General features: G+C 51.5%; 19 protein-coding genes. 9 read left to right on the top strand and 10 right to left on the bottom strand.

From position 1 onward, the window contains the following. Nucleotides 1–9: 9 nt before the first annotated feature. From J1778_RS03200 to J1778_RS03190, 3 genes are all read right to left on the bottom strand, one after another. The gene (locus J1778_RS03200) at nucleotides 10–549 is read right to left on the bottom strand and encodes a Csu type fimbrial protein (protein WP_217171968.1); all 540 of its coding nucleotides are present in this window, start codon (nucleotides 547–549) and stop codon (nucleotides 10–12) included. 8 nt (nucleotides 550–557) lie between these two features. Further along, nucleotides 558–1,076, bottom strand: a complete 519-nt coding sequence (locus J1778_RS03195; protein ID WP_217171967.1) for a Csu type fimbrial protein — start codon at nucleotides 1,074–1,076, stop codon at nucleotides 558–560. Between the two features lie 63 nt (nucleotides 1,077–1,139). Next, the gene (locus J1778_RS03190) at nucleotides 1,140–1,685 is read right to left on the bottom strand and encodes a Csu type fimbrial protein (protein ID WP_112287777.1); all 546 of its coding nucleotides are present in this window, start codon (nucleotides 1,683–1,685) and stop codon (nucleotides 1,140–1,142) included. 421 nt (nucleotides 1,686–2,106) lie between these two features. On the opposite strand from J1778_RS03190, the gene J1778_RS03185 reads away from it, so the two are divergent. Then, entirely contained in the window at nucleotides 2,107–2,883 is a 777-nt protein-coding gene (locus J1778_RS03185; RefSeq protein ID WP_217171966.1) for a YdcF family protein, read from the top strand. Here J1778_RS03185 and J1778_RS03180 read toward each other — a convergent pair. Beyond that, nucleotides 2,862–4,430: an MFS transporter gene (locus tag J1778_RS03180; RefSeq protein WP_217171965.1), complete on the bottom strand. Its 1,569-nt coding sequence runs from the start codon at nucleotides 4,428–4,430 to the stop codon at nucleotides 2,862–2,864. The genes J1778_RS03185 and J1778_RS03180 overlap by 22 nt on opposite strands. Nucleotides 4,431–4,545: 115 nt before the next feature. Here J1778_RS03180 and J1778_RS03175 point away from each other — a divergent pair, with 115 nt between their 5' ends. Next, nucleotides 4,546–5,427: a LysR substrate-binding domain-containing protein gene (locus J1778_RS03175; protein WP_217171964.1), complete on the top strand. Its 882-nt coding sequence runs from the start codon at nucleotides 4,546–4,548 to the stop codon at nucleotides 5,425–5,427. Nucleotides 5,428–5,494: 67 nt separating this feature from the next. Here the strand turns inward: J1778_RS03175 and J1778_RS03170 are convergent, their stop codons facing one another. Beyond that, a complete protein-coding gene (locus J1778_RS03170; protein ID WP_217171963.1) occupies nucleotides 5,495–7,612 on the bottom strand; it encodes a glycosyl hydrolase family 18 protein in 2,118 nt (705 codons plus the stop codon). Between the two features lie 447 nt (nucleotides 7,613–8,059). On the opposite strand from J1778_RS03170, the gene J1778_RS03165 reads away from it, so the two are divergent. The 5 genes from J1778_RS03165 (at nucleotide 8,060) to J1778_RS03145 (ending at nucleotide 12,746) form a co-directional block, all read left to right on the top strand. Continuing rightward, on the top strand, nucleotides 8,060–8,506 hold the full coding sequence (locus tag J1778_RS03165) for a winged helix-turn-helix domain-containing protein (protein WP_217171962.1): 447 nt from the start codon (nucleotides 8,060–8,062) through the stop codon (nucleotides 8,504–8,506). Between the two features lie 21 nt (nucleotides 8,507–8,527). Continuing rightward, entirely contained in the window at nucleotides 8,528–9,070 is a 543-nt protein-coding gene (locus J1778_RS03160; protein WP_217171961.1) for a glycoside hydrolase family 108 protein, read from the top strand. A 141-nt stretch (nucleotides 9,071–9,211) separates the two neighbouring features. Further along, on the top strand, nucleotides 9,212–10,153 hold the full coding sequence (locus J1778_RS03155) for a LysR family transcriptional regulator (protein WP_217171960.1): 942 nt from the start codon (nucleotides 9,212–9,214) through the stop codon (nucleotides 10,151–10,153). 197 nt (nucleotides 10,154–10,350) lie between these two features. Beyond that, nucleotides 10,351–10,683: a phage holin family protein gene (locus tag J1778_RS03150; protein WP_217171959.1), complete on the top strand. Its 333-nt coding sequence runs from the start codon at nucleotides 10,351–10,353 to the stop codon at nucleotides 10,681–10,683. Between the two features lie 290 nt (nucleotides 10,684–10,973). Beyond that, nucleotides 10,974–12,746, top strand: coding sequence for a glycoside hydrolase family 19 protein (locus tag J1778_RS03145; RefSeq protein WP_217171958.1), 1,773 nt, complete (start codon nucleotides 10,974–10,976; stop codon nucleotides 12,744–12,746). Between the two features lie 97 nt (nucleotides 12,747–12,843). Here J1778_RS03145 and J1778_RS03140 read toward each other — a convergent pair whose 3' ends face one another. The 4 genes from J1778_RS03140 to J1778_RS03125 all read right to left on the bottom strand — a co-directional run bounded on the left by J1778_RS03140 (nucleotide 12,844) and on the right by J1778_RS03125 (nucleotide 16,489). Continuing rightward, nucleotides 12,844–13,980, bottom strand: coding sequence for an aminotransferase class I/II-fold pyridoxal phosphate-dependent enzyme (locus tag J1778_RS03140; protein ID WP_217171957.1), 1,137 nt, complete (start codon nucleotides 13,978–13,980; stop codon nucleotides 12,844–12,846). Nucleotides 13,981–14,024: 44 nt separating this feature from the next. Further along, nucleotides 14,025–14,849, bottom strand: a complete 825-nt coding sequence (locus J1778_RS03135; protein ID WP_113878136.1) for an amino acid ABC transporter permease — start codon at nucleotides 14,847–14,849, stop codon at nucleotides 14,025–14,027. Next, nucleotides 14,849–15,667, bottom strand: coding sequence for a transporter substrate-binding domain-containing protein (locus J1778_RS03130; protein WP_217171956.1), 819 nt, complete (start codon nucleotides 15,665–15,667; stop codon nucleotides 14,849–14,851). Before J1778_RS03130 ends, J1778_RS03135 begins: the two co-directional genes overlap by 1 nt. 162 nt (nucleotides 15,668–15,829) lie before the next feature. Then, nucleotides 15,830–16,489, bottom strand: a complete 660-nt coding sequence (locus tag J1778_RS03125) for a DUF1345 domain-containing protein (protein ID WP_217171955.1) — start codon at nucleotides 16,487–16,489, stop codon at nucleotides 15,830–15,832. A gap of 153 nt (nucleotides 16,490–16,642) precedes the next feature. On the opposite strand from J1778_RS03125, the gene J1778_RS03120 reads away from it, so the two are divergent. Beyond that, complete coding sequence (locus tag J1778_RS03120; protein ID WP_217171954.1) at nucleotides 16,643–17,935, top strand: hypothetical protein; 1,293 nt, start codon at nucleotides 16,643–16,645, stop codon at nucleotides 17,933–17,935. Next, nucleotides 17,932–18,567 (top strand): LysE family transporter, encoded by a 636-nt coding sequence (locus J1778_RS03115; RefSeq protein ID WP_217171953.1) that lies wholly within the window; start codon nucleotides 17,932–17,934, stop codon nucleotides 18,565–18,567. The genes J1778_RS03120 and J1778_RS03115 overlap by 4 nt, the downstream gene beginning before the upstream one ends. Here the strand turns inward: J1778_RS03115 and J1778_RS03110 are convergent. Beyond that, nucleotides 18,557–19,372, bottom strand: a complete 816-nt coding sequence (locus tag J1778_RS03110) for an AraC family transcriptional regulator (protein ID WP_217171952.1) — start codon at nucleotides 19,370–19,372, stop codon at nucleotides 18,557–18,559. The two genes, J1778_RS03115 and J1778_RS03110, sit on opposite strands and share 11 nt — an antisense overlap. Nucleotides 19,373–19,858: the final 486 nt, after the last annotated feature.

Here is a 19,858-nt window from a genome sequence, read left to right as displayed (position 1 = left end):
CCTGATGATTCAATAAGTGAGAGTCACGGTTACCGTGTCGGTGTAAGTGCCCGCAGTGGGTGACGTCGTGAAAGAAAACAACCGGCCATAGACCGGGTAAGTTTGTGTGGTTGAGGGAAAGCTGCTGATGGTCATCGCCTGCGCACCGGTTCCCCAAACTACGGTGCGTGCGGCGTTCTGATACAGCTGATAGGCCAGCGTCGCGGTGGCACCGCTGTTGGCCATATAACGTTGTGCGGCAGAGCCGCCGTGTATGCCGTAATCCATCCCAATCGCCACCGTGGTGCCCGGTGTGCAGGTGACCACCACCGAGCCTGCACCTGAGGTGCTGGTCACATCGACATTGGTGGGAACGGAAGGAAATGAGCCGAAATTGAGGGTGCCGAGATTGGTGGTCGGACTGGACAGTGAGCTGCCGAAAACGCAGCCATTGGTGAGCGTGGCCGTGACGGTAAATGTGGCGGTGGCTGTCGCGGCGCGTGCCGAACTGCACAGCATCAGCGGCAGCAGCATAAACAACAGCTGCGGCACCAGCAGACGGCCAGGCATAAAAACCTCTACCAGGATACGGTGACATTCACCGTATCCTGATAAACACCGGCAGCAGGCGTGGTCTGTGCCGGAACGCGGCCATAGACCGTGCTCCACTGATCTGCACCGTTGCCGGTTCCGCTCACGCCGGTGACATTATCCCAGACCGTGGTACGCGCCGCTGTGGTGTAAAGGTTGTACTGCAAGGTCAGTGCGCTGTTGGTGGTATTAACCATCCTGCGGGCAGTAACGACGCCACTGCTGCCGCCATCCATGACGATTTTATACGTCAGCCCGTTCACGCAATTAACGCGAATCGACCCCGCCAGTTGCGCGCTGGTGGCGTTAACTGCGCTGGTGAGCGACGCATAATTGCCGAAATTCAGCGTACCGAAGCTGGTGCTGCCGGACGTCGTGGTTCCCGCATTGCAGGCAGGCAGCAACGTGGCACTGATGCCAATCGTTGCCGCCTGGCTGAAGGGAATGCGCAACTGCATTGACACCAGCAGGGCAGCCGGCAATAGCAGCAGTACCTTGATGTCCATGATCTTTCCTTCCTTGAAACAAAAGCCAGTCAGAGGCGAAACCGGCTCTGATGGAAAACAGCCTTACCAGGAAAGAGTGGCAACAACGGTATCGTTATAGGTCCCGGCAGCCGGTGTGGTGCTGGTCTGGTCAGCAGGCAGCACACGACCATAAATCGGGATATTTTGCGCAGTGGTGCCCGTCGTCAGAGTAATCGGCGTATTGATGGCGATTTCTGTGGTACGTGCAGTGTCAGAATAGAGACGGTAAGGAATGCTGTTGCCGCTGGATGTCATGGTCCGCAGCCCGCCGGTTGCCGCCAGTCCGCCATTCAGTGACAGCGTCGGTGTCAGCCCGGTGCTACAGGTGATGGTGACGGCACCGGTGCCGTTGGCACCAAATACTGTCCCGTTGATCACGCTGGTCAGATCCGCGTAATTACCAAAGTTCAGGGTACCCCACTGGTTGGTCCCGCCCGTTGATGTGCCGTTACCGACAGTACAACCGGTGCTGATGGTCAGCTGAACGCCTACCTGTCCTGTTAAAGTACCGGCTGCCTGAACACCTGCCGCTAAGATCAGCGTTGCAGCAGCAAGACCGGCCAGTAATAATGATTTTTTTTCGCCCATGATGACTCCCAATAACAGCTTACACAGTTGTGCATTCATGCAACGGCGTTGCATGTGGAAATCCTCTGGTGGTCAATAATTAACGCTAAAAACTGCAAGAAAAGCCGGTAATTAACAGCGTTCGGGACGGGTGTTATGTTTTTCCTTCACAATGGAACGGAACCCTGACCTTATGTGCATGATGGAAAACGCTGTTAAGGTTAAATATAAGTTAATAAATTTACCTTAAGGGGATCTTTTCAGCATTCTGGTTAATAAGGATAAAAATTCTATAAATTACAAATTATCCATTTTTTATCCCGTTTATTTTTGTTTTGTATTGTTAATGATTGCGTTAAGGCCACTAAACGATGAGGCTTTTTAACCATTGATTTTGTGGTGATATCGATTTGCTTCTCGCGATAGTTCAACGGAGCTACTGATGTTTTCAGATGATGTGATTGAGGATATGAACCGGCTGGCGCATTTTCTCGCCTTTGATCAGACCTCAGGAAAGGGGCCGGAAGGTGAACCGTCTCTGATGATCCTGCTGGGCAATGCAATTTTGCCGACCGCAGAAGCGGCGTTTCAGGCGCTGGCGCAGGGGCGGATTTCCCGTTTGCTGATTGCCGGGGGGATAGGTCATTCCACCGAATTGCTGTATCAGGCGGTACAGACACAAATGCGCTACCGGCATATTCCGACGTCAGGGCGCAGTGAGGCCGAAGTGCTGAATGATATCGGCGTTCAGTGCTGCGCTGCACCGCAAAAAAAGATTTTGCTGGAAACTGCCTCAGCCAACTGTGGCGACAATGCCTTACAGGCACGGCGGGTGCTGGATCTGGCCGGTGATCGCTCCACGCACATCACGCTGGTGCAGGATCCGCTGATGCAACTGCGTACCGACGCCAGCTTCCGCCACGTCTGGCGCGATCGTCCTGACGTGACATTCCTTAACTGGCCGGTGCTGGTGCCTCAGCTGGAACGTGAAGGCGATGGGCTGCGCTTTGCCGGAGAAGGGCATCACAGCCTGTGGTCGCTGCCACGGTTTGTGTCGCTGCTGCTCGGCGAAATTCCGCGCCTGCGTAATGCGCCGGGCGGTTATGGCCCGCGGGGAGCGGGCTTTATCGCAGAAGTTGATATTCCGGCAGAGATTGAGGAAATTTATGCCCGCCTGAAACCGGTGCTGGAGGCGGATTACGGTGACAGATCCTTCTGACTCCCTGCGGGTACGGGATCGGTTTCATCCTGATGATTCCCGCGCAGCGCCAGCAACACCACCAGCGCGGAAAACAGCGTAATCGCCATCAGACATAACAGTAGCGGATGCAGTGAAGCAGCATAAATCTGCTGAAGCTGCGCCGTGCTGGCCTGCGGAATAAGCTGCTGCGCTACGGCCAGATTACCGGTCGCCAGCCGCTGCGCCGCCTGAGTGATTGCCGGTAAGCTGATCGCCTGGGCACCGATCGCACTTCCCGTAAAATTCGCCGTCAGCGCGCTGTGCGTTAATGCTGAAAGAATGGCACCGACAATCGCCAGCGAAATGCCTTCCCCGGCCACCCGCGTGGTGCTGAAAATCCCGGTCGCCATGCCCGCCCGTTCTTTGGGAACGACGCTCACTGACAGTCCATCCATCAGCCCCCACGGCAGGCCGGTGCCGATACCGATCACCACCATCGGCGCGATCATGTCTGTCACATTTTGAGTCAGCACCGCCTGACTTAACCAGCCTAAACCGGCGGCAGCAATCACCAAACCCGATGTGCATAACACGCCCGCGGATACCCAGCGCGTCAGCCACGCCGCCAGAAGGGGAACTACCAGCATCGGCACCGAAAGTGCCATCATCATGAGTCCGGCACGTTCTTCGCTAAGATTTTCTACGCCGATAAACAGCATCGGCAAAATCACCAGCAGCACCACAAAACAGAAACCGGTCGCGAGTGGCAGCGCCTGCACACCGATAAAACGGATATAGCGGAACAGCGATAAATCGAGCATTGGTTTTTTTACCCGCAGCTCAGCAGTGACAAAAATCGCCAGTAACAGCGCCGCACCTGCCAGCAGCAATAGCACCGGCGTGCTGTTCAGGCCAGCCTGCGGTATTTCCATCAGAGCCCAGGTCAGCAGCGCCAGCATAGCGGTGAAGGAGACCGTGCCCGGCCAGTCGATACCCGCCGCCTGCGGATTGCGGGTTTCGCGCATTTTGCTGGCTCCGCTCACCAGCGCCAGCGCGGCAATCACCGTCGCGGAGAAAAATACCGAACGCCAGCCGAAGTGGGCGATCAGCACACCTGCGAGGAACGGACCGAAGGCCAGCCCGATGCCAAAACTGCTGCCCATCAGACTGAAAGCCCGGGTGCGCGCGGCGCCGTCAAATTCCTGTGCCAGAGCCGCCGCGCCACCTGCCAGTGCACCCGCCGCCGCGATGCCCTGTGCGGCACGCAGCAGATCAATCCACAGCAAACTGCTGCTGAAAGCCTGCAATAATGACAGCAGTGCAAACAGCGAAACGCCGCTGACAAACACTTTTTTACGCCCCAGCTCATCAGCCAGCGCGCCGGCCGCCATCAAAAAACAGCCGAAAGTGAGCATGAACGAATTGGTTATCCAGCTCAGCGCCTGCGCGCTGCCGCCAAGTTCGCGGGCAATGGCGGGCGTTGCCACCGCGCCGCTGACAAAATTGAGCGGCAAAATCACTGCCGCCAGACACACGGTAAACAGCACGCGCAGGCTGCCCGTCGAGGGTGTAGTCGATGATTTCATGGCTTCTTCCGATAAATGAGAATAATGGTGATGATAAAATGTCAGTAATATTGCGGAAACAGGGCGTAAGTCCGATGATTGAGGACTAAAACGCTCGAATAAACGGGAGTGGAAAATGGAAAACCTCAACGGCCTGCTGGCCTTCGTCCGTGCAGCGCAGAGTCAGAGTTTTGCCGCGGCCGCGGAGCGCATGGGGATTTCGGCCTCGGCGGTCGGCAAAAGCGTGGCGCGGCTGGAGGAAAAACTCAGCGTGCGCCTGTTCAACCGCAGCACGCGGCGCATCAGCCTGACCGATGAAGGCCAGCTATTTTTCGAACGCTGCCAGCAAATCGTTTCACAACTGGAAGAAGCGGAGCAGGAGCTGGTGAAGATTTCCGCTGTGCCACGCGGGAAATTACGCATTACCGCGCCCGCTATTGGATACCGCATCCTGTTGCCGCATCTGCCGGAATTTCGTCAGCGTTATCCCGATGTTGAACTTGATCTGGATTTCAGCGACCGGATGGTGGATGTCATCGACGAAGGTTTTGATATCGCGATCCGCAGCGGCGAACTGAACAGTTCACAAATGATGTCACGCCGCCTCGGGCCGTTCCGTTTTGCCATTGTGGGCAGTCCGGCGTATTTCACCCGCCATCCTGTGCCGCTAAAGCCTGACGATCTTTATCAGCACGCCTGCCTGCGCTACCGGTTTCCGAGCAACGGACAATGGCAGGAATGGGAGATGACAGGCGTGACGCCCCCTGAGCTGCCGCTGGCACTCAGCAGCAACAATCTGGAATCGATTTTACAGGCGGCATTGCAGGGGCTGGGACTGGCCTATGTGCCGGAATTTATTGTGCGGCCTTATCTTGAGTCCGGTGAACTGGTGGCGGTACTGCATGATTTTCTGAAAGAAGGCGGTAAGTTTTCGGTAGTGTGGCCGAGCAGCCGTCATATGCTGCCGAAAGTGCGGGTATTTATCGATTTTTTGACGGAAAAACAGGTCCTTGGATAACGCACGACGGCATAAAAAAACGGGGCACATGGCCCCGTGAGATTTTTTAAAGCCTGTCAGTAGCGGATCAGATTTGCTTCCACTGTGACCATTCACCGGTAAATTCGGCTTTGCCCGGCTCATTGCCCTGAGTCCAGTAGTTGGCCTGGTAATCTTTACCGTTCAGGCTGACTTTGTCGCCGGTGTTGTACACTTTGCTCGCATCCCAGGTGGCATATTTGCCAGCCGGAGAAGGTGTAGGTTCCGGCTCTGCTGGTTCTACAGGTTCTACAGGTTCTACAGGTTCTACAGGTTCTACAGGTTCTACAGGTTCTGGTTCAGAAGGCTCCGGCTGACTTGGTTCTGGTTCAACGGGTTCTGGTTCAACAGCCGCATTGCCCAGGACGGTCACGGTGATAGATTTGGAGGTAGATTCCTTACCATGCTCATCGGTGACGACCAGAGAGAAGCTGAAATCAGACTTGCTGACCAGCTCCGGTGCGGTGAAATCAGCACTGACGCTATTGTAAGAGGATAACCCGATAGCGGCAGGCGCAGTCCATTTGTAGGACAACGTGTCGTTGTCGCGGTCGGCAGAACCCGCTGCACTCAGACGTACTTTAGCACCGCTGAACACTTGCAACTGGATTTCACCAGTAGGAGCAGTGTTGCTTTCAACTGGCACTTCATCAGCAGGAACCTGACCCTCGATATTGACCCCTTCGAAATAGAACGGAGACATATCAATGACCTGCTGCTCGATAGCATAGCCAAGACCTTCACGTGCGGCATTGACCAGCAGGCCGTTGTCCTGATCGATAGTCCAGGTAAACAGTGCACCCAGACCTTTTTCAATCACATAACGGCCTTTCTCACGAACGGTACGCGGGGTATCAATCGACATGAAAATGCCGGAATCTTTGTTGTAAAGATAGTCCGCATCAGCCACCTGGTCGGTGTACACCGCAAAGCCGTTACGGCCTGACTTATTTTCCAGATCCAGATAGTTATTCACCAGGTCATACCATTCGGTGGTGCCGCTTTCGAATGTCCCGACGGTGGTTTTGCCTGCATCCGGCGTATAAGTGCCTTCTAAAGGAGAATAACTTTCCAGCACTGCATTCTGCGCGTTACGGGAGTAAGCTGCATAACCGACGTTCATGCGATCAGCCGGGAAGCCTTTTGCCAGCAGGTAATCAATGATGGTGTCGATGCCCCAGCCACCTTCGACCAGTGCATGCAGATTGGTGTGGTGCGACAGTTTTTCAGCCCAAGGTGTGCCGAAGAAGTCATAGGTCATCAGGTTTACGCCGTGCAGACCGGCAGCCAGCAGGGCAGGAACATCGGATTTTTCCAGAATGGCCACGACGGCAGAGCTGGCGATGCTGATTTTCACGTCAGAGCGTCTGATGGCAGCCATCTCTTTTGTGATTTCAGCAATCAGCAGGGCGTAGTTAGCACCATCATTATCATCATACGGGTTGTTATTCCCGGCATTACCTGGGTATTCCCAGTCGATATCCACTTCGCTGAACATCGGGAAACGGGTGAACAGACCGGCAACGCTTTTCGCAAAGATACTGCGACCTTCAGCGGTTTTCGCCATGTTGTGGAAGCCGTTACTTAACGTCCAGCCACCAATACTCATGGAAAGCACCAGATCATGACCGACTGCTTTGGCGCGTTTTTGCAGATCACGCAGGCCGCCGACCAGCCCTTTAACATTGGCCTGGGTGGCTGTTTCAGGAGAAAGCTCAACCCAGCCCGGATTATCCAGGTTGTTGTTAGTCGTGGACGTAAAGTCGCCCCACGGATCCAGGAACGTCGCCTGATGGGTCGTTTTGCCCAACTGAGCGGCAGCTTTCGAGACGGTAAAGGCTTTTTCACCCTGATCGCCTACGATGCCAACAAAGCCGAAGATAATTTTGTCGTAAGCCGTCGGTGGAATATTGGCGAGATCAAAACCACGACCGCGCGCCTCTTTGGCTGCCTGCGGGTTTTGCAAACGATCGTCATATTGTGACCAGTCAGTGTAGTAGCCAAATACTTTAGGTTTGTTTGCTTTGGCATATTTGTTATATACCGGTTTTGTTACGCGGGCAGAGGTATAGCTATATTCTGCAGTTTCTGTGGCGGGAACGAAACCGTCTTGTTTATAAGAACCTTCAGTTAATGGGTCTTGCTTAATAATTTTGCTGGTAGACATAGTGATTTCCTAAAGTTTGATTGAATACATCAACAGCCATTTGCTGCTGGTGGTTATCATCGTGGCGGAAATAAAAACCGGCAAATCACATTGAGATATAAATAAAAGTGACTACGATAAAATTTGTGATTGTTTTTTGGTCGGTGCATGCTGGCTAATTTTATCATTGTCAATAATCACGCTGATGACAAAATTACATATCACAAATTAACCATAAAAACATTACCATTCAGTATGTTGAGTAACCTGTGGCTGTTAAGTGAGAATTAAGTTGTTTTTGAGTTTTACTTAATAACCCCTCATATATTATGGGTGAATCACATCTTAACTAAAATACCTAATATTAATCCTATTGCCTGTGGAGAAATTAATAAAAGTAGATACGCTTAATCATCAGCAAAGATTACGTGGGGTTTCTCAGATGTTTGAAATAATGGAGGAGGGAAGATGATGGCTGTTTACCTGATAAATAGTGAATATGTTTTTAATGAAAAAACAAAGGAATTTAAAAGACTCCACAGTGATGTAAATATTAAGCTGACTTCAATGAGAGCACGCTGCCTGAGTTATATAATTGAACATGCTAAAGATGAAGTCATCGAAAAAGAGGCCATCTCACAAGCATTATGGGGAAGCAGAAGTAAATTCACCAGCGACGCCAGCCTCACTCAAACTCTTTATTTAATACGACGTGATCTTAAATTTGCCGGACTTGATGAATTTTTTATTACCGTGCCGAAATCAGGTATCCGTGTCAGTACCTCAGCCACCGTCGAAATCATGGAGGATAAGGCCCCACCTGTCAAAAACATCAGGCCTTGGCTGCTGGCGTTTGGTTTTATCGTCTCAGTGTTGTTGCTCGGTACCGCGTTGTTCCTGACGCTTCAACTTTAACCGTTGTCGGAGGAATACCTTATGTTTACCAATCCTGTGATCAATTCTGTACTGAAAAACGAAGGCGGTTATGTCGACCACCCGAATGACACCGGTGGCCCGACCCATTGGGGCATTACCGAAAAAACCGCCCGCAGCTATGGCTATACCGGGAAAATGATCGACTTCACGAAAGAAGATGCCTACCTGATCCTGGAGAAAAATTACTGGTATCAGCCGGGGTTTGACAAAGTTTATGCCATCGCCCCTGTGCTGGCACTGGAACTGTGCGATACCGGCACCAATATGGGGCCGGCGGTCGGCATTAAATGGTTGCAACGCTGGCTGAATGTGTTTAATCACGAGGAGGCCCACTATGCTGATATCGCGGTTGACGGCAAAATCGGTCCCGGTACGTTAAAGGCGTTGACGCAGTTCATCGAGAAACGCGGTACGGAGGGAGCTGGTGTGCTCGTCACCTCCCTAAATTGTAGTCAGGGGCAACGTTACCTGGAACTGGCTGAAGGGAGAACAGCCAATGAATCATTCGTTTATGGCTGGATGAAGGGGCGCATAAATCTTTAGTGTTTGGCAGAGTCTTTGGGAATGAGTATGCCAATCATAATGCTTATCAATATTAAAGATGGATTTTTCTGACAGTAAAATGCATAAAGAGTTGTATTCTTCATTTCGCAGCAAACTATCCCATTATCTGGAGAGCCAATAATGAATGCGCCACATACAATTAATTTCGATTACAACCTAATTAAGATAATGAATGAAGTCATTGTTTCGGGGAATATTTCTAAGGCAGCAGAGAATCTGAGCCTTACTCCCTCAGCGATAAGTTTGTCGATTAACAAACTCAGGCGGCACCTTGGGGCGGATTTGTTCTACCGTACGGCCACCGGTCTTAAACCGACGGCCACCGCGCTGGATATTCATGACTCTTTTGTTAACGCTATCACTATTATTGAAGACGTTCTTCAGTCGACAAAAACAGAGGGGCCATCCTGTCCAATATTACGCGTGATGTGTCCTGATGTGCTGGAAGATTATTATTTTAACAGGATGTATAAGAACGATTCTGGAAAAGCAGTAAAAGTTGAGTTTTCCAGCACGACGAATATTAAGGATGATGAAATGGTAAAGAGTTTGTTGCATGCGAATATCGATGTGGTCATTTCGCATCATGTCCTGCAACATGAAAAAATTACTTCGGTAAAGATGGATGCCATGGATAACTTCGTTATCTTGTGTGGTGCGAGCAGTTTATTGTCTAATCAAAAGGAACTGGCGTTGCTGCACTATTATGCGTTACCTCACGCAGTCTATAATGACGGTATTTATACTGATTTTACCAACCTTCTTGGCACCTCTCTGACCATTGATGCCCCTTATGCGGGCCTGGTCAAAGTCATTTATCGCTCTTCTTCCATCAACGGTATCATTAGCGCGCTGGAACGCAGTGATATGCTGACGGTCTTGCGTCGTATACTGGCAGACTATTTTATCAGGGAGCGAAACTGTAAGCTAAAGTGCTTTGATTTACCGAAAGAAATTTCTATCAAACAGTCGCCTGTTTACATGCATTACTTGTCCAACAGCAGCAAAAGACGTTATGTACATATGATACTTTCTCAACTGAAGACTATTGAGGCTGTCTGAACATTGTGGCAAGAAATGCGGTTAACGAGATTAACGATGAGATATTTTTATTTTTTAATGACAATTTTTTAATAAATACCCTTCGCCGGATGATTAAAATTAATTATTGAGGTGAAGTGATTATTGCTTTGATGCCAACAGGATTATGATTGTCGCAGTTATCTAATTGTACTTAATTAATCTATGAGGTTTTCATCATGATCACTTTTCATGCCAAAGAAGTCGTGTTTATCGAATTTGAATTATTAGTATCCATATTAGTGATGTCTTCATGGGGGGGGGTAGTGCGTTTCATTATGCGCTGCAAAAGTAAACCAACCATTGAGGATATTTATAAATGCTTTGCGCAAGTTGTGGTGTCGTGTTTCACCGGATTTCTGCTAAGTATCGTTTTTATCGAAAAAGATATGAGTTTTAATATGATTTTGCTGACCTCTGGGATGGGAGGCGTACTCGGCGGGCCGCTATTAATGATAGTCGGTGACCGGGTCAAGAAGTTGGCAGAAAACTTTACGTTTGCCCAGCGGTAAACGAATTGAATCAATGGAAGTTTAACACTGAGTAATAAGTGTGCGGACCGGTTCCTGGTGAACCGGTCCGCATTTTATTTCCATTAACGAAACTTTATAGGCCGAAATTTAATAAATATCATCCTGTTTTTATGATGTTTATGACTTTGTTTTTATTAGCAGTGAGGAGATTAGGCGAATAATCTTTCGATCAACAGGGCAGGGAAGCGTTACAGAGACTCTGGCCGGTTAATGTCATGCAGAAATTACTTTCAGCATTTAACTTCGACTCTATTTATAAGGTTATCCTTATGCGCAGAACTAAAGATAAAGCTCTTTTGCAGCTTATTACACTTTCCTGTCTGATGTCCGGCATGGCACCGGCTCTGGCAGCCGATACGTCAGACCCTTACGTCATCAAAGAAAGTGACCTGATCAAAAAAGAGAACAGCCTGACTCAAAACCCGCTGATGCAGGAAGTGAAGGCTTCTATCCGCACGCTGGATAACGATTCCGTGGATAAAATTGCTCCCGGCCGCAGTGATAACCCGGCTAACGTCAAGCGGGTGGAAAGCATTCTGGGTAGCGATAAGTGGGAATACATCTTCCCGCTGCGTGACCCGAGCTATACCTACACCAAGTTCCTGCAAGCCATCGGCAAGTTCCCGGCTGTATGCGGTACCTACACAGACGGACGTGATTCTGATGCTATTTGCCGCAAAGGCCTTGCCACCATGTTTGCACACTTCGCACAGGAAACGGGCGGTCACGAAAACTGGCGTCCGGAAGCGGAATGGCGTCAGGGGCTGGTTTATCTGCGTGAAATGGGCTGGAAAGAAGGGCAAAAAGGCGGCTATAACGGCGAATGTAATCCGAACGTCTGGCAGGGACAAACCTGGCCGTGCGGTAAAGATGCCGACGGTGATTTTGTCAGCTACTTCGGTCGCGGTGCCAAACAGCTTTCCTACAACTACAACTATGGCCCGTTCTCGGATGCGATGTTTGGCACGGTCAGAACCCTGCTGGATAAACCGGAGCTGGTTGCCGATACCTGGCTGAACCTTGCCAGCGCGGTGTTCTTCTACGTCACGCCGCAGGCACCGAAGCCGAGCATGTTGCATGTGATCGACGGCACCTGGCAGCCGAACGGTCGTGATAAAGCCAACGGTTTGGTGCCGGGATTCGGCGTGACCATTCAGATCATTAACGGCGGCGTTGAGTGCGGTGGCGCACAGGAAATTGCCCAGGGCCTGAACCGTATTTCGTATTACAAAAGCGAAGCGGAGTACCTGAAAGTGCCGGTTCCGGCAAATGAAGTACTGGGTTGTAAAAACATGAAGCAGTTCGATGAAGGTGGCGCGGGTGCCTTACCGCAATACTGGGAACAGGACTGGGGATGGTCAGCCGAAACCCCTACTGGCCTGACTTATTCCTGTCAGCTGGTCGGTTACCAGACACCTTACTCTGCGTTCAAAGAGGGCGATTACAAACGTTGCGTGCAGCACTTCTTTAACGTGAAAGTGGTGGATGATGCCGGTAAAGAGGAAGCGGTAACGCCTGCCCCTGAACCGACGCCAGCCCCAGCACCAGCACCGGCTGACGGCAATTCTGCGCCGGTGGCAAAACTCTCCGGCCCGATTGGGGATGTGGAAAGCCAGGCGAATGTGACGCTCAATGCGGCTGAATCTACCGACGCTGACGGCGATAAACTCACCTACAGCTGGTTGCTGCCGAACGGCACCACTCTGGCCGGTAACGATCGTGAGTCGCTGAGTTTTGTTGCACCGGTAGTCACCAGCAAGCAAAGCTTCAACTTCACCCTGACCGTATCAGACAGTAAGAAAAGCAGCGTGGCGACTTATGTTCTGACGGTGACACCGAAAGTATTGCCGCTTCCTGATGAAGGCACCAGCACCGGCTGCGCTGACAACTGGGATGCCGGTAAAGTGTATAACGGCGGAGAAAGTGTTAACTGGAAAGGTAAGGAGTATCTCGCGAATTACTGGACTCAGAACAATGAGCCAGGTAACCCGTCGTTCACTGGCGAATGGTCACAGTGGAAAGAGATCAAAGCCTGTAAGTAACCTGTAAGTCAATGGCAATTCCGGTTTCCGTTCACCGGGGAAAACTAAAATGGGTGCGATGTTTGCGCCCATTTTTTTCATCGCTCAACTGCCGGGTTTACGCGCCCCGTTTATCCAGCCATTTACCCATTTCGGCCAGCGCTTCGTCCAGATTTTCCCGACCAAAACCGATGCGCAGAAAATCTTCCGATACCGTGTTCAGTTCTGACGCGTAGGCCACCGAAGGAATGACCATCACACCGGCTTGTTCAACCAGTTGCGTAGCGAAAGCTTCTGCACCCTCTGCACCGGTATAACGTGGAAATGCCAGCACCCCGGCCTTTGGCACGCTGAGTCTGAACAGGTGCGGGTATTTCTCCAGAAATGCGGTGAGCGATGCGAGCTGACGGCGTGAGCGTTCCATCACCCGTTCGAGTATTGGCGCACGGGCGTTAAGCGCCACGGTGGTAAGAAACTCACCGGGCATCGAGTTGCAGATAGACAGATACTGTTTCATACGCTCCAGTTCCAGCATCCACAATTTATCCTGACACGCCACCCAGCCGATGCGCAGACCCGGTAATCCGTAAGCCTTTGAGGTCACATTCAGGGAGATCCCGCGCTCGTAAACATCGGCCAGTTGCGGCAGACGATCGGCCGGATCAAACTCGGTCAGCCGGTACACTTCGTCTGAAAAGATCCAGATCCCGCGCTCACGGCACAGGTCGATCAGATCGTTGAGTTGCTGACGGCTGATCAGTGCGCCGGTTGGATTATGCGGGAAGTTAATCACCAGCACTTTGGTATTGGCACGCAGTGCATCTCGGACTTTACCGGTATCCAGCGCCCAGTCGTTATCTTCATCGAGCGCCACGCCGGTGACGTCGCACAGCGATAACGGCACACTTTCCAGCGACTGGTAATTAGGGGTGATCACCACGGCGTGATCGCCGGATTTGAGCAGCATCTGGAAACTGGCGTAAATCGCTTCATCGGCACCGGCAAAACTGATGACGTCCTGCGCGGTGATATTTTTATAGGTCGAGGCGATGGCATCGAGCAGCTCGGGTGTTCCGCGCAGCGGCGGGTAATCCAGAACGGTTTGCATGAACGGCGCGCGGTGCTCTTTCCCTGCCAGTTCAAATAACGTATCGAGGCTCATCGATTCCGGATAAGACGACGACAGCGGGAAACGCACGGCGTGCTCGAGACGCGAGAGAAAGCTGATTAAACGAAAATCTTCAGGAAAAGCCATGACATACCTGCGATAAAAAGTCAGAACATCTGAAAATAAAGAGTTTAGCGGCGCTGGCCCTGGGCAAAGCGGCGCTCAAGGCGGCTTTGCAGCAGTTCCAGCACAATTGACATAATCCAGTAAATCGCCGCCGCAGTCGCCAGCATTTCCATATACCGGTACGTACTGCGCCCGTAAGACTGCGCCAGAAAATTCAGTTCCCACAGTCCCATCAGCGAGACTAATGAGGAATCTTTCAGCATCGAAATAAACATCGAACCGGCGGGCGGAATAATAATGCGCAGCGCCTGCGGTGCCGTTACGTGAACGGCCACCGTCCAGCGTGATACGCCCAGCGCCAGCGCCGCTTCCTGCTGACCGCGCGGTACTGAAAGTACGCCGCTGCGGATAGTTTCCGCCAGATACGCGCCGTAGTTCATCGACAACGCAATAATGCCGGAACTGAGCGCGCCGAGCACAATCCCGACCTGTGGCAGTGCCAGATAAATAATCAGCACCTGCACCAGCAGCGGGGTACCGCGAAACAGCGAGGCGTAAAACGTCGCACAACCAAAGGCCAGCGCGTTGTCAGACATCCGCCCGAGCGCGGTAATCAGTCCTATCAGCAGACAGAAAAACATTGAGCAGGCGGTGATCATAATGGTCAGCGCCGCGCCCTGAATGAAGCCGTCCGGCGAAAGACGCAGCCCCAGCAGGAAGGGAAGTTTCTGACCGATCAGGCTCCAGTCCAGCCCCATTTTGCTGAACGCGCCGAGCAGCAGACTGAGTAAAATCAGCCAGGTCAGCCCGGTTTTAAATTTAAACGCGTGTGCGTGGTGCCAGCGCTCCGGGGTTTCCACCTTGGGCTGGCTGTCCGGGATTTGCGGCATCACGGTACCTCGTGCGTAATATCTTCACCCAGCCAGTGCTGAGAGATTTTCGCCAGCGTGCCGTCGTCACGCAGCGATTTAATGGTGTCCGCCACTTTCTTATCCCACTCTGCGTCGCCTTTGTCGGTGGCGACCCAGTTAGGTTCTGCGTACAGTTCGGTGACAATTTTAAACACCGGCGCACGCTTGATACGGGCGTTAGCGGTGGCTAAATCGGATACCACGCCGTCAAGACGAACGCCCGGTCCAAGTGCCAGATTCTGGAACGCCACTTCTTCATCACTTGGAATGACCTGCACGTTATCGAACGGGAAAGCGATAGGCTTGCTGCCGGGGATGACCAGCGTTTTTTGCAGGTAAGTTTCGTAGGAAGAACCGATGCCGACGCCAATCTTTTTGTTGCTCAGATCGGCTGCCGATTTAAGGCGGTCATCTTTCTTATTCACCACCAGAACCGCTGGCGAATTGTAGTACGGCGTCGGGAAATCCAGCACTTTGGCACGCTCAGTATTTGGCGTCATCGAGCAGATACAGGTATCCCAGCGCCCCTGCCATTTCCCGCCGACAATCGTTTCCCAGCCCGGCGCGATGATTTCAAGTTTTACGCCCATGCGTTGCGCCACGGCTTTCGCCACATCCACGTCAAAACCGGCCAGCTGATTATTGTCATCAATAAAACCAAAAGGCGGATAGTCGTTGACGATGGCATTGCGCAGAACGCCAGTTTTAGTCACGCGATCCAGTGTCGCACCGGCAAAAGAGGCAGCAGAAAAAAGGGTGGCAGCAAGGAGTGTCACAGCAACAAACGGAGTGCGCATAAAGGGAGTTTCCTTAAACGTAACCAGATTGGGAGAATATTGTAAAAACCTACACTAAGTTTTAGACGTATAGAAGTCTATATTCAGCGTTTTTCCACTTATTCTCCACTTATAGTCAACTCTGCGGAAAATCCTGTGAATAACAGCGCATTACTTCAATCCCTAGTTCAGCAAGCCCGCCCCGACGTTAATCGAAAAACCTAAAATCGCCAGATTAAAGACAAATGAAATGACCGACTGCAGCAGGGCAATCTGGCGCATATCGGTAGTGCCGGTGGCGACGTCGGCGGTTTGTGAGGCGACGGCGATGGTGAACGAGAAATACAGAAAATCCCAGTAGCCGGGTTCGGCGGGTTTTTCCGGGAAAATCATCGGCGTAACGTCTTTTGTCCGTCGCAGATAATGGTGATGGGCGTAATGCATGGCAAACGACGTCGGCAAAAGCGCCCACGAGGCGATAAGCGTGGTCGCGGTCAGCAGAATGTGCAGAGTCTTTGCCGTTCCCGTGAGTTCTTTGAGTGAGCCGAGTTCCATCAGGATCGCCAGAATGCTCACAAGACACGTCAGCGTGACCAGCGTCAGCACCAGCGTCGCGCTTTCATCCTGGGTTTTGGCGATATGCGGAATATCTTTTGCTTCGGTACGCAACATGCGAAACCACAGGAAAAACAGGTACAGCCACGCCAGCACGTTCCAGCCGGTCATCAGTCGCTGCAAAATCCCCAGATGGGCGGGAAGCGCAAAAAAGCACACCACACCGGCAATTATCGAGATCATTAAACGGCCACGCACGCGCAGATAATGGCGCAAAGATAAACTCATGATGTCAGACACCTGGCAAAAAAGACGGATACGTTAACTGTAGTTGCTGGAGGCAATATCACGCGTTCGGACTTATGCGCAATTTCTTCCAATACCCGATCACAGCGGAATGATTTATTAGGTTTACCTCATTGCGCTCAAGGGTCTGAAACTATGTTTACTACGTCATTTTGGCCAGCTGCTGCGGCATACCAGGTTTCAATGATGGATCTGGATGCTCCGGAAAATTTAAATCCCAAAGCTCTGCAAACTATTCACTATTGCCTGCGCCTGACGGAAGCCATTAATCAGCTGGAAGCTGCATGTGAAAGTCGTTTGCTGGATGCGCTGCGTGAAGAGATGTCGATTCAATGTTTCCGTCTGGCACCGATGTTTGACGATCCGGATACCCGTCGCGGCCTGTTTTTACGGGCGGAAATTCTGGCGGATGACAGCTGCGGAAAAACGGTTCTGCCGCAGATTGCCGGCCTGAATGAACAGCAACTGGTGCTGGGTATCGGGAACACATCGACATGGGTCGGTAAATCGAAACAAAGTTTTTATTCTTCATGGTTTGGTGAACCCGCACCGGTCTTACAGGAAATCTCGGATGTGATGGACAATTTATTCCCGCAAAGCCTGCTGTATCTGCAAAAGGAAATTGCCGCGGATTTACTGGCGATGCCGGGCTGTGCTTACAAAATTATCAATCTGTTTGGCATTGCGGGTGAGGCCAATACCTATCCGAAACACTTTGCGTATTTCTTCCCGGAAGACGAAGGACTGAAGTATTCGCCGGTGAAACGCACGGTGGTATTTGCCAATACCTATCTGCAACTGTTCGAACTATTTTCGCGTACCGAAGCAGTAAAGATGGGCTGGGCGGAAGAATCGTTGCCGGAAAGCCAGGTGTGCCAGCGTTATCTGATTGCCTGGTTCCGCGGACATGACCTCGGGCATTCGCTGGTGCGTAATGAAAACGTCTTCCCGAAACTCAGCAAAATTGACCGCTGGGGTTCAATGATGGTGCAGGAAGCGCTGGCGGATCAGTTCGGTCTGCTGATGTGTCTGACGCCGCAGGTGGCTGACGGATTGCAGCTCGACCGCACGGTACTGGCGCGCATTTATTTCCTTGAAATGCTGCGTTATCTGCGCCGCGGCCCGTCAAGTTATCCCGATGCCGGTGCGGCGTGGATCCAGTTCAATTATCTGCGTGAGCACGGTTGTGTTGAGCTGAAAGCCGACACCATTGATTTCCATCCTGAGCTGTTTTTTAGCCAGATGGCAAGTCTCACCCGACTCATGAGCGAAGAACTGCTGGGTGGCGATACTGAACGTGCGCAGGCCTTCATGCTGCAACATTGTCCGCATACAAACCCTGAAGATGTTGAGGTGCTGATGGCCCGGCTGGGCACGACCAATGACATGATTGAATACAACCAGTTAATTAAGAGAGTCCCGTTATGATGCCGTTTTCAAATGGATTTTTGCTCAGTCTGTCGCTCTGTCTGGATATCGGGATTGCCAATATCGCCATGATGACGCTGGCGATGCAGCGCGGATATTTTCACGGCTTCTGGCTGGGTATCGGCACCTGCATCGGGGATTTGATTTACGCCGTGCTGGCGCTGGCAGGGATGACGATTTTGTTGCAATACCAGAGCGTGCGCTGGGTGTTGTGGGTCGGTGGTTCGCTGATGCTGATGTGGTTTACCTACAAAATGATCCGCGCCGCACTGGCTCCGGCGGAAGATCTGAATTCGGGAGACAGCGTTCAGCAACGATCGGTATGGCGAAATTTTGGTCGCGGCATTGTGTTGGCGATGTCCTCTCCGACGGCAATTCTGTGGTTTGCTGCCGTCGGTGGGGCGCTGATTTCCCGAATGGGGCAAGGCGGGACGGCAAACGCGTCGTGGTTTCTGAGTGGCTTTTTCATTGCCGGCGTATTCTGGACGGCAGTGATTTGCTCGGTCGGCAGTCTGGGAGGGAAAATGCTCGGTACCAAAATGCTCCGATATTCTTACATGGCCTCTGCGGTGATCTTCTCTTACTTCGCGCTGTATGTGGTGATCACCGGCTATCGAGAATTTATCGTGTAAGCCCCTGACTCATCTGCTGCGAGGCATTAAGTGACAGCGAATAAAGATGGGGAGTGATCCCCATCATTTTACGGAAAGTATTAATGAAGTGGCTTTGATCGTAAAAGCCCAGGCGGATAGCCACGTCCAGCGCATTACCGTTTTTGCGCAGCTGATTGCGCGCTTCCAGTAAACGTAACTGCATATGGTATTGCAGCGGCGGCATGCCGATGTGCTGGCGGAACAGCCGGACAAAATGGAACTTACTCAGTCCGCTGACCTGAGCCAGCGTATCAAGATGAATTTTCCGTGTCAGATGGTCGCGCATAAAATCGAGAGCAAGCTGTACAGGGCGCAGCGACTGTTCCTGTTCTCTGGCCGGTTCTTCCAGCAAGGCGCCGAGCAGCCACAGTAAATTTTGTTCCTGATCGTCATCATTGAGTGTGCGTTTGTAATGGCACAGCGCGGAAAACAGCGCCGGATTATTCAGCACGCCTTCTTTAAGCACCGGCGCGCAGTGGTCGGAACGCAGATTCTGGTCAACCGACACCTGGCGCAGTAACGACTGCGGAATATGTACGCTGAGGAATTCGACCTTGTCATCGCCAAACAGGGACGACTGAATAGTGGCCGGATTATAAATCGTGATTTCGCCACCGCGCACCAGCTCGGTTTTGCCATGCAGCCAGATTTCTTCCGTGCCGGTCAGATTGGCACTGATGACGTATTCGTCGTGAGTATGACGCGGAAATGAGGAATTACTCGCGGTCAGATGCGAGCACTCAATGTCGTTAGCCATCGTCCATTCAGAAATAGAAAGAGACACGTTCCACCCCGTAAATCATTGCTGTGCGAAAAAAATGACACGTTCTTTTTTTCTTATGCAGAATTTATAGCACAAACTGTGCACAACAAAAGTGAGTGACTTTTATCACGACACCTCTCCGGCATGCCGTGCCAGCACATCCCCCAACAGGCTGCCTCCGACGCGTTACTCATCCGGTTTTATAAACAGTCTGATCTAAAAAGGCTTTGGCGGGCGGATTTTTCAGATTTTGCCCAGTAGTGCGATATGAGCGAGGTCTGCCGCAAGGGAATCGATCGGGGAAGAGACTGAATGTTACATAACAGGCCTGAAGGTTATATTTAAGCGCCGGAATTCGATTATTAATAACGGAAATTCATGTTTGTTTTACATGATGAGAACAATTTATAAAACTCCCTAAAACCCGCTTTGACAATACGTGCCAGTTTTTACTGGTTATTTTATTTAATGCCTGTGTTTATTCTTCCCCGCCTTGTCATTTCATTA

The sequence above is a fragment of the Rahnella bonaserana genome, from assembly GCF_019049675.1.
In the GTDB taxonomy this organism is placed as follows: Bacteria; Pseudomonadota; Gammaproteobacteria; order Enterobacterales; family Enterobacteriaceae; genus Rahnella; species Rahnella bonaserana.
The sequence above is the reverse complement of the archived record's forward strand: the minus strand, read 5'-3'. Positions and strand labels throughout refer to the sequence as shown.

What these genes read in the sequence shown, in the direction of transcription:
- J1778_RS03135 (WP_113878136.1), bottom strand. Translation starts at nt 14,849, where the DNA reads ATGCCGCAAATCCCGGACAGCCAGCCCAAGGTGGAAACCCCGGAGCGC.
- J1778_RS03170 (WP_217171963.1), bottom strand. Translation starts at nt 7,612, where the DNA reads ATGTCTACCAGCAAAATTATTAAGCAAGACCCATTAACTGAAGGTTCT.
- J1778_RS03125 (WP_217171955.1), bottom strand. Translation starts at nt 16,489, where the DNA reads ATGAGTTTATCTTTGCGCCATTATCTGCGCGTGCGTGGCCGTTTAATG.
- J1778_RS03180 (WP_217171965.1), bottom strand. Translation starts at nt 4,430, where the DNA reads ATGAAATCATCGACTACACCCTCGACGGGCAGCCTGCGCGTGCTGTTT.
- J1778_RS03140 (WP_217171957.1), bottom strand. Translation starts at nt 13,980, where the DNA reads ATGGCTTTTCCTGAAGATTTTCGTTTAATCAGCTTTCTCTCGCGTCTC.
- J1778_RS03115 (WP_217171953.1), top strand. Translation starts at nt 17,932, where the DNA reads ATGATGCCGTTTTCAAATGGATTTTTGCTCAGTCTGTCGCTCTGTCTG.
- J1778_RS03190 (WP_112287777.1), bottom strand. Translation starts at nt 1,685, where the DNA reads ATGGGCGAAAAAAAATCATTATTACTGGCCGGTCTTGCTGCTGCAACG.
- J1778_RS03145 (WP_217171958.1), top strand. Translation starts at nt 10,974, where the DNA reads ATGCGCAGAACTAAAGATAAAGCTCTTTTGCAGCTTATTACACTTTCC.
- J1778_RS03155 (WP_217171960.1), top strand. Translation starts at nt 9,212, where the DNA reads ATGAATGCGCCACATACAATTAATTTCGATTACAACCTAATTAAGATA.
- J1778_RS03200 (WP_217171968.1), bottom strand. Translation starts at nt 549, where the DNA reads ATGCCTGGCCGTCTGCTGGTGCCGCAGCTGTTGTTTATGCTGCTGCCG.
- J1778_RS03130 (WP_217171956.1), bottom strand. Translation starts at nt 15,667, where the DNA reads ATGCGCACTCCGTTTGTTGCTGTGACACTCCTTGCTGCCACCCTTTTT.
- J1778_RS03195 (WP_217171967.1), bottom strand. Translation starts at nt 1,076, where the DNA reads ATGGACATCAAGGTACTGCTGCTATTGCCGGCTGCCCTGCTGGTGTCA.
- J1778_RS03150 (WP_217171959.1), top strand. Translation starts at nt 10,351, where the DNA reads ATGATCACTTTTCATGCCAAAGAAGTCGTGTTTATCGAATTTGAATTA.
- J1778_RS03165 (WP_217171962.1), top strand. Translation starts at nt 8,060, where the DNA reads ATGATGGCTGTTTACCTGATAAATAGTGAATATGTTTTTAATGAAAAA.
- J1778_RS03120 (WP_217171954.1), top strand. Translation starts at nt 16,643, where the DNA reads ATGTTTACTACGTCATTTTGGCCAGCTGCTGCGGCATACCAGGTTTCA.
- J1778_RS03160 (WP_217171961.1), top strand. Translation starts at nt 8,528, where the DNA reads ATGTTTACCAATCCTGTGATCAATTCTGTACTGAAAAACGAAGGCGGT.
- J1778_RS03175 (WP_217171964.1), top strand. Translation starts at nt 4,546, where the DNA reads ATGGAAAACCTCAACGGCCTGCTGGCCTTCGTCCGTGCAGCGCAGAGT.
- J1778_RS03185 (WP_217171966.1), top strand. Translation starts at nt 2,107, where the DNA reads ATGTTTTCAGATGATGTGATTGAGGATATGAACCGGCTGGCGCATTTT.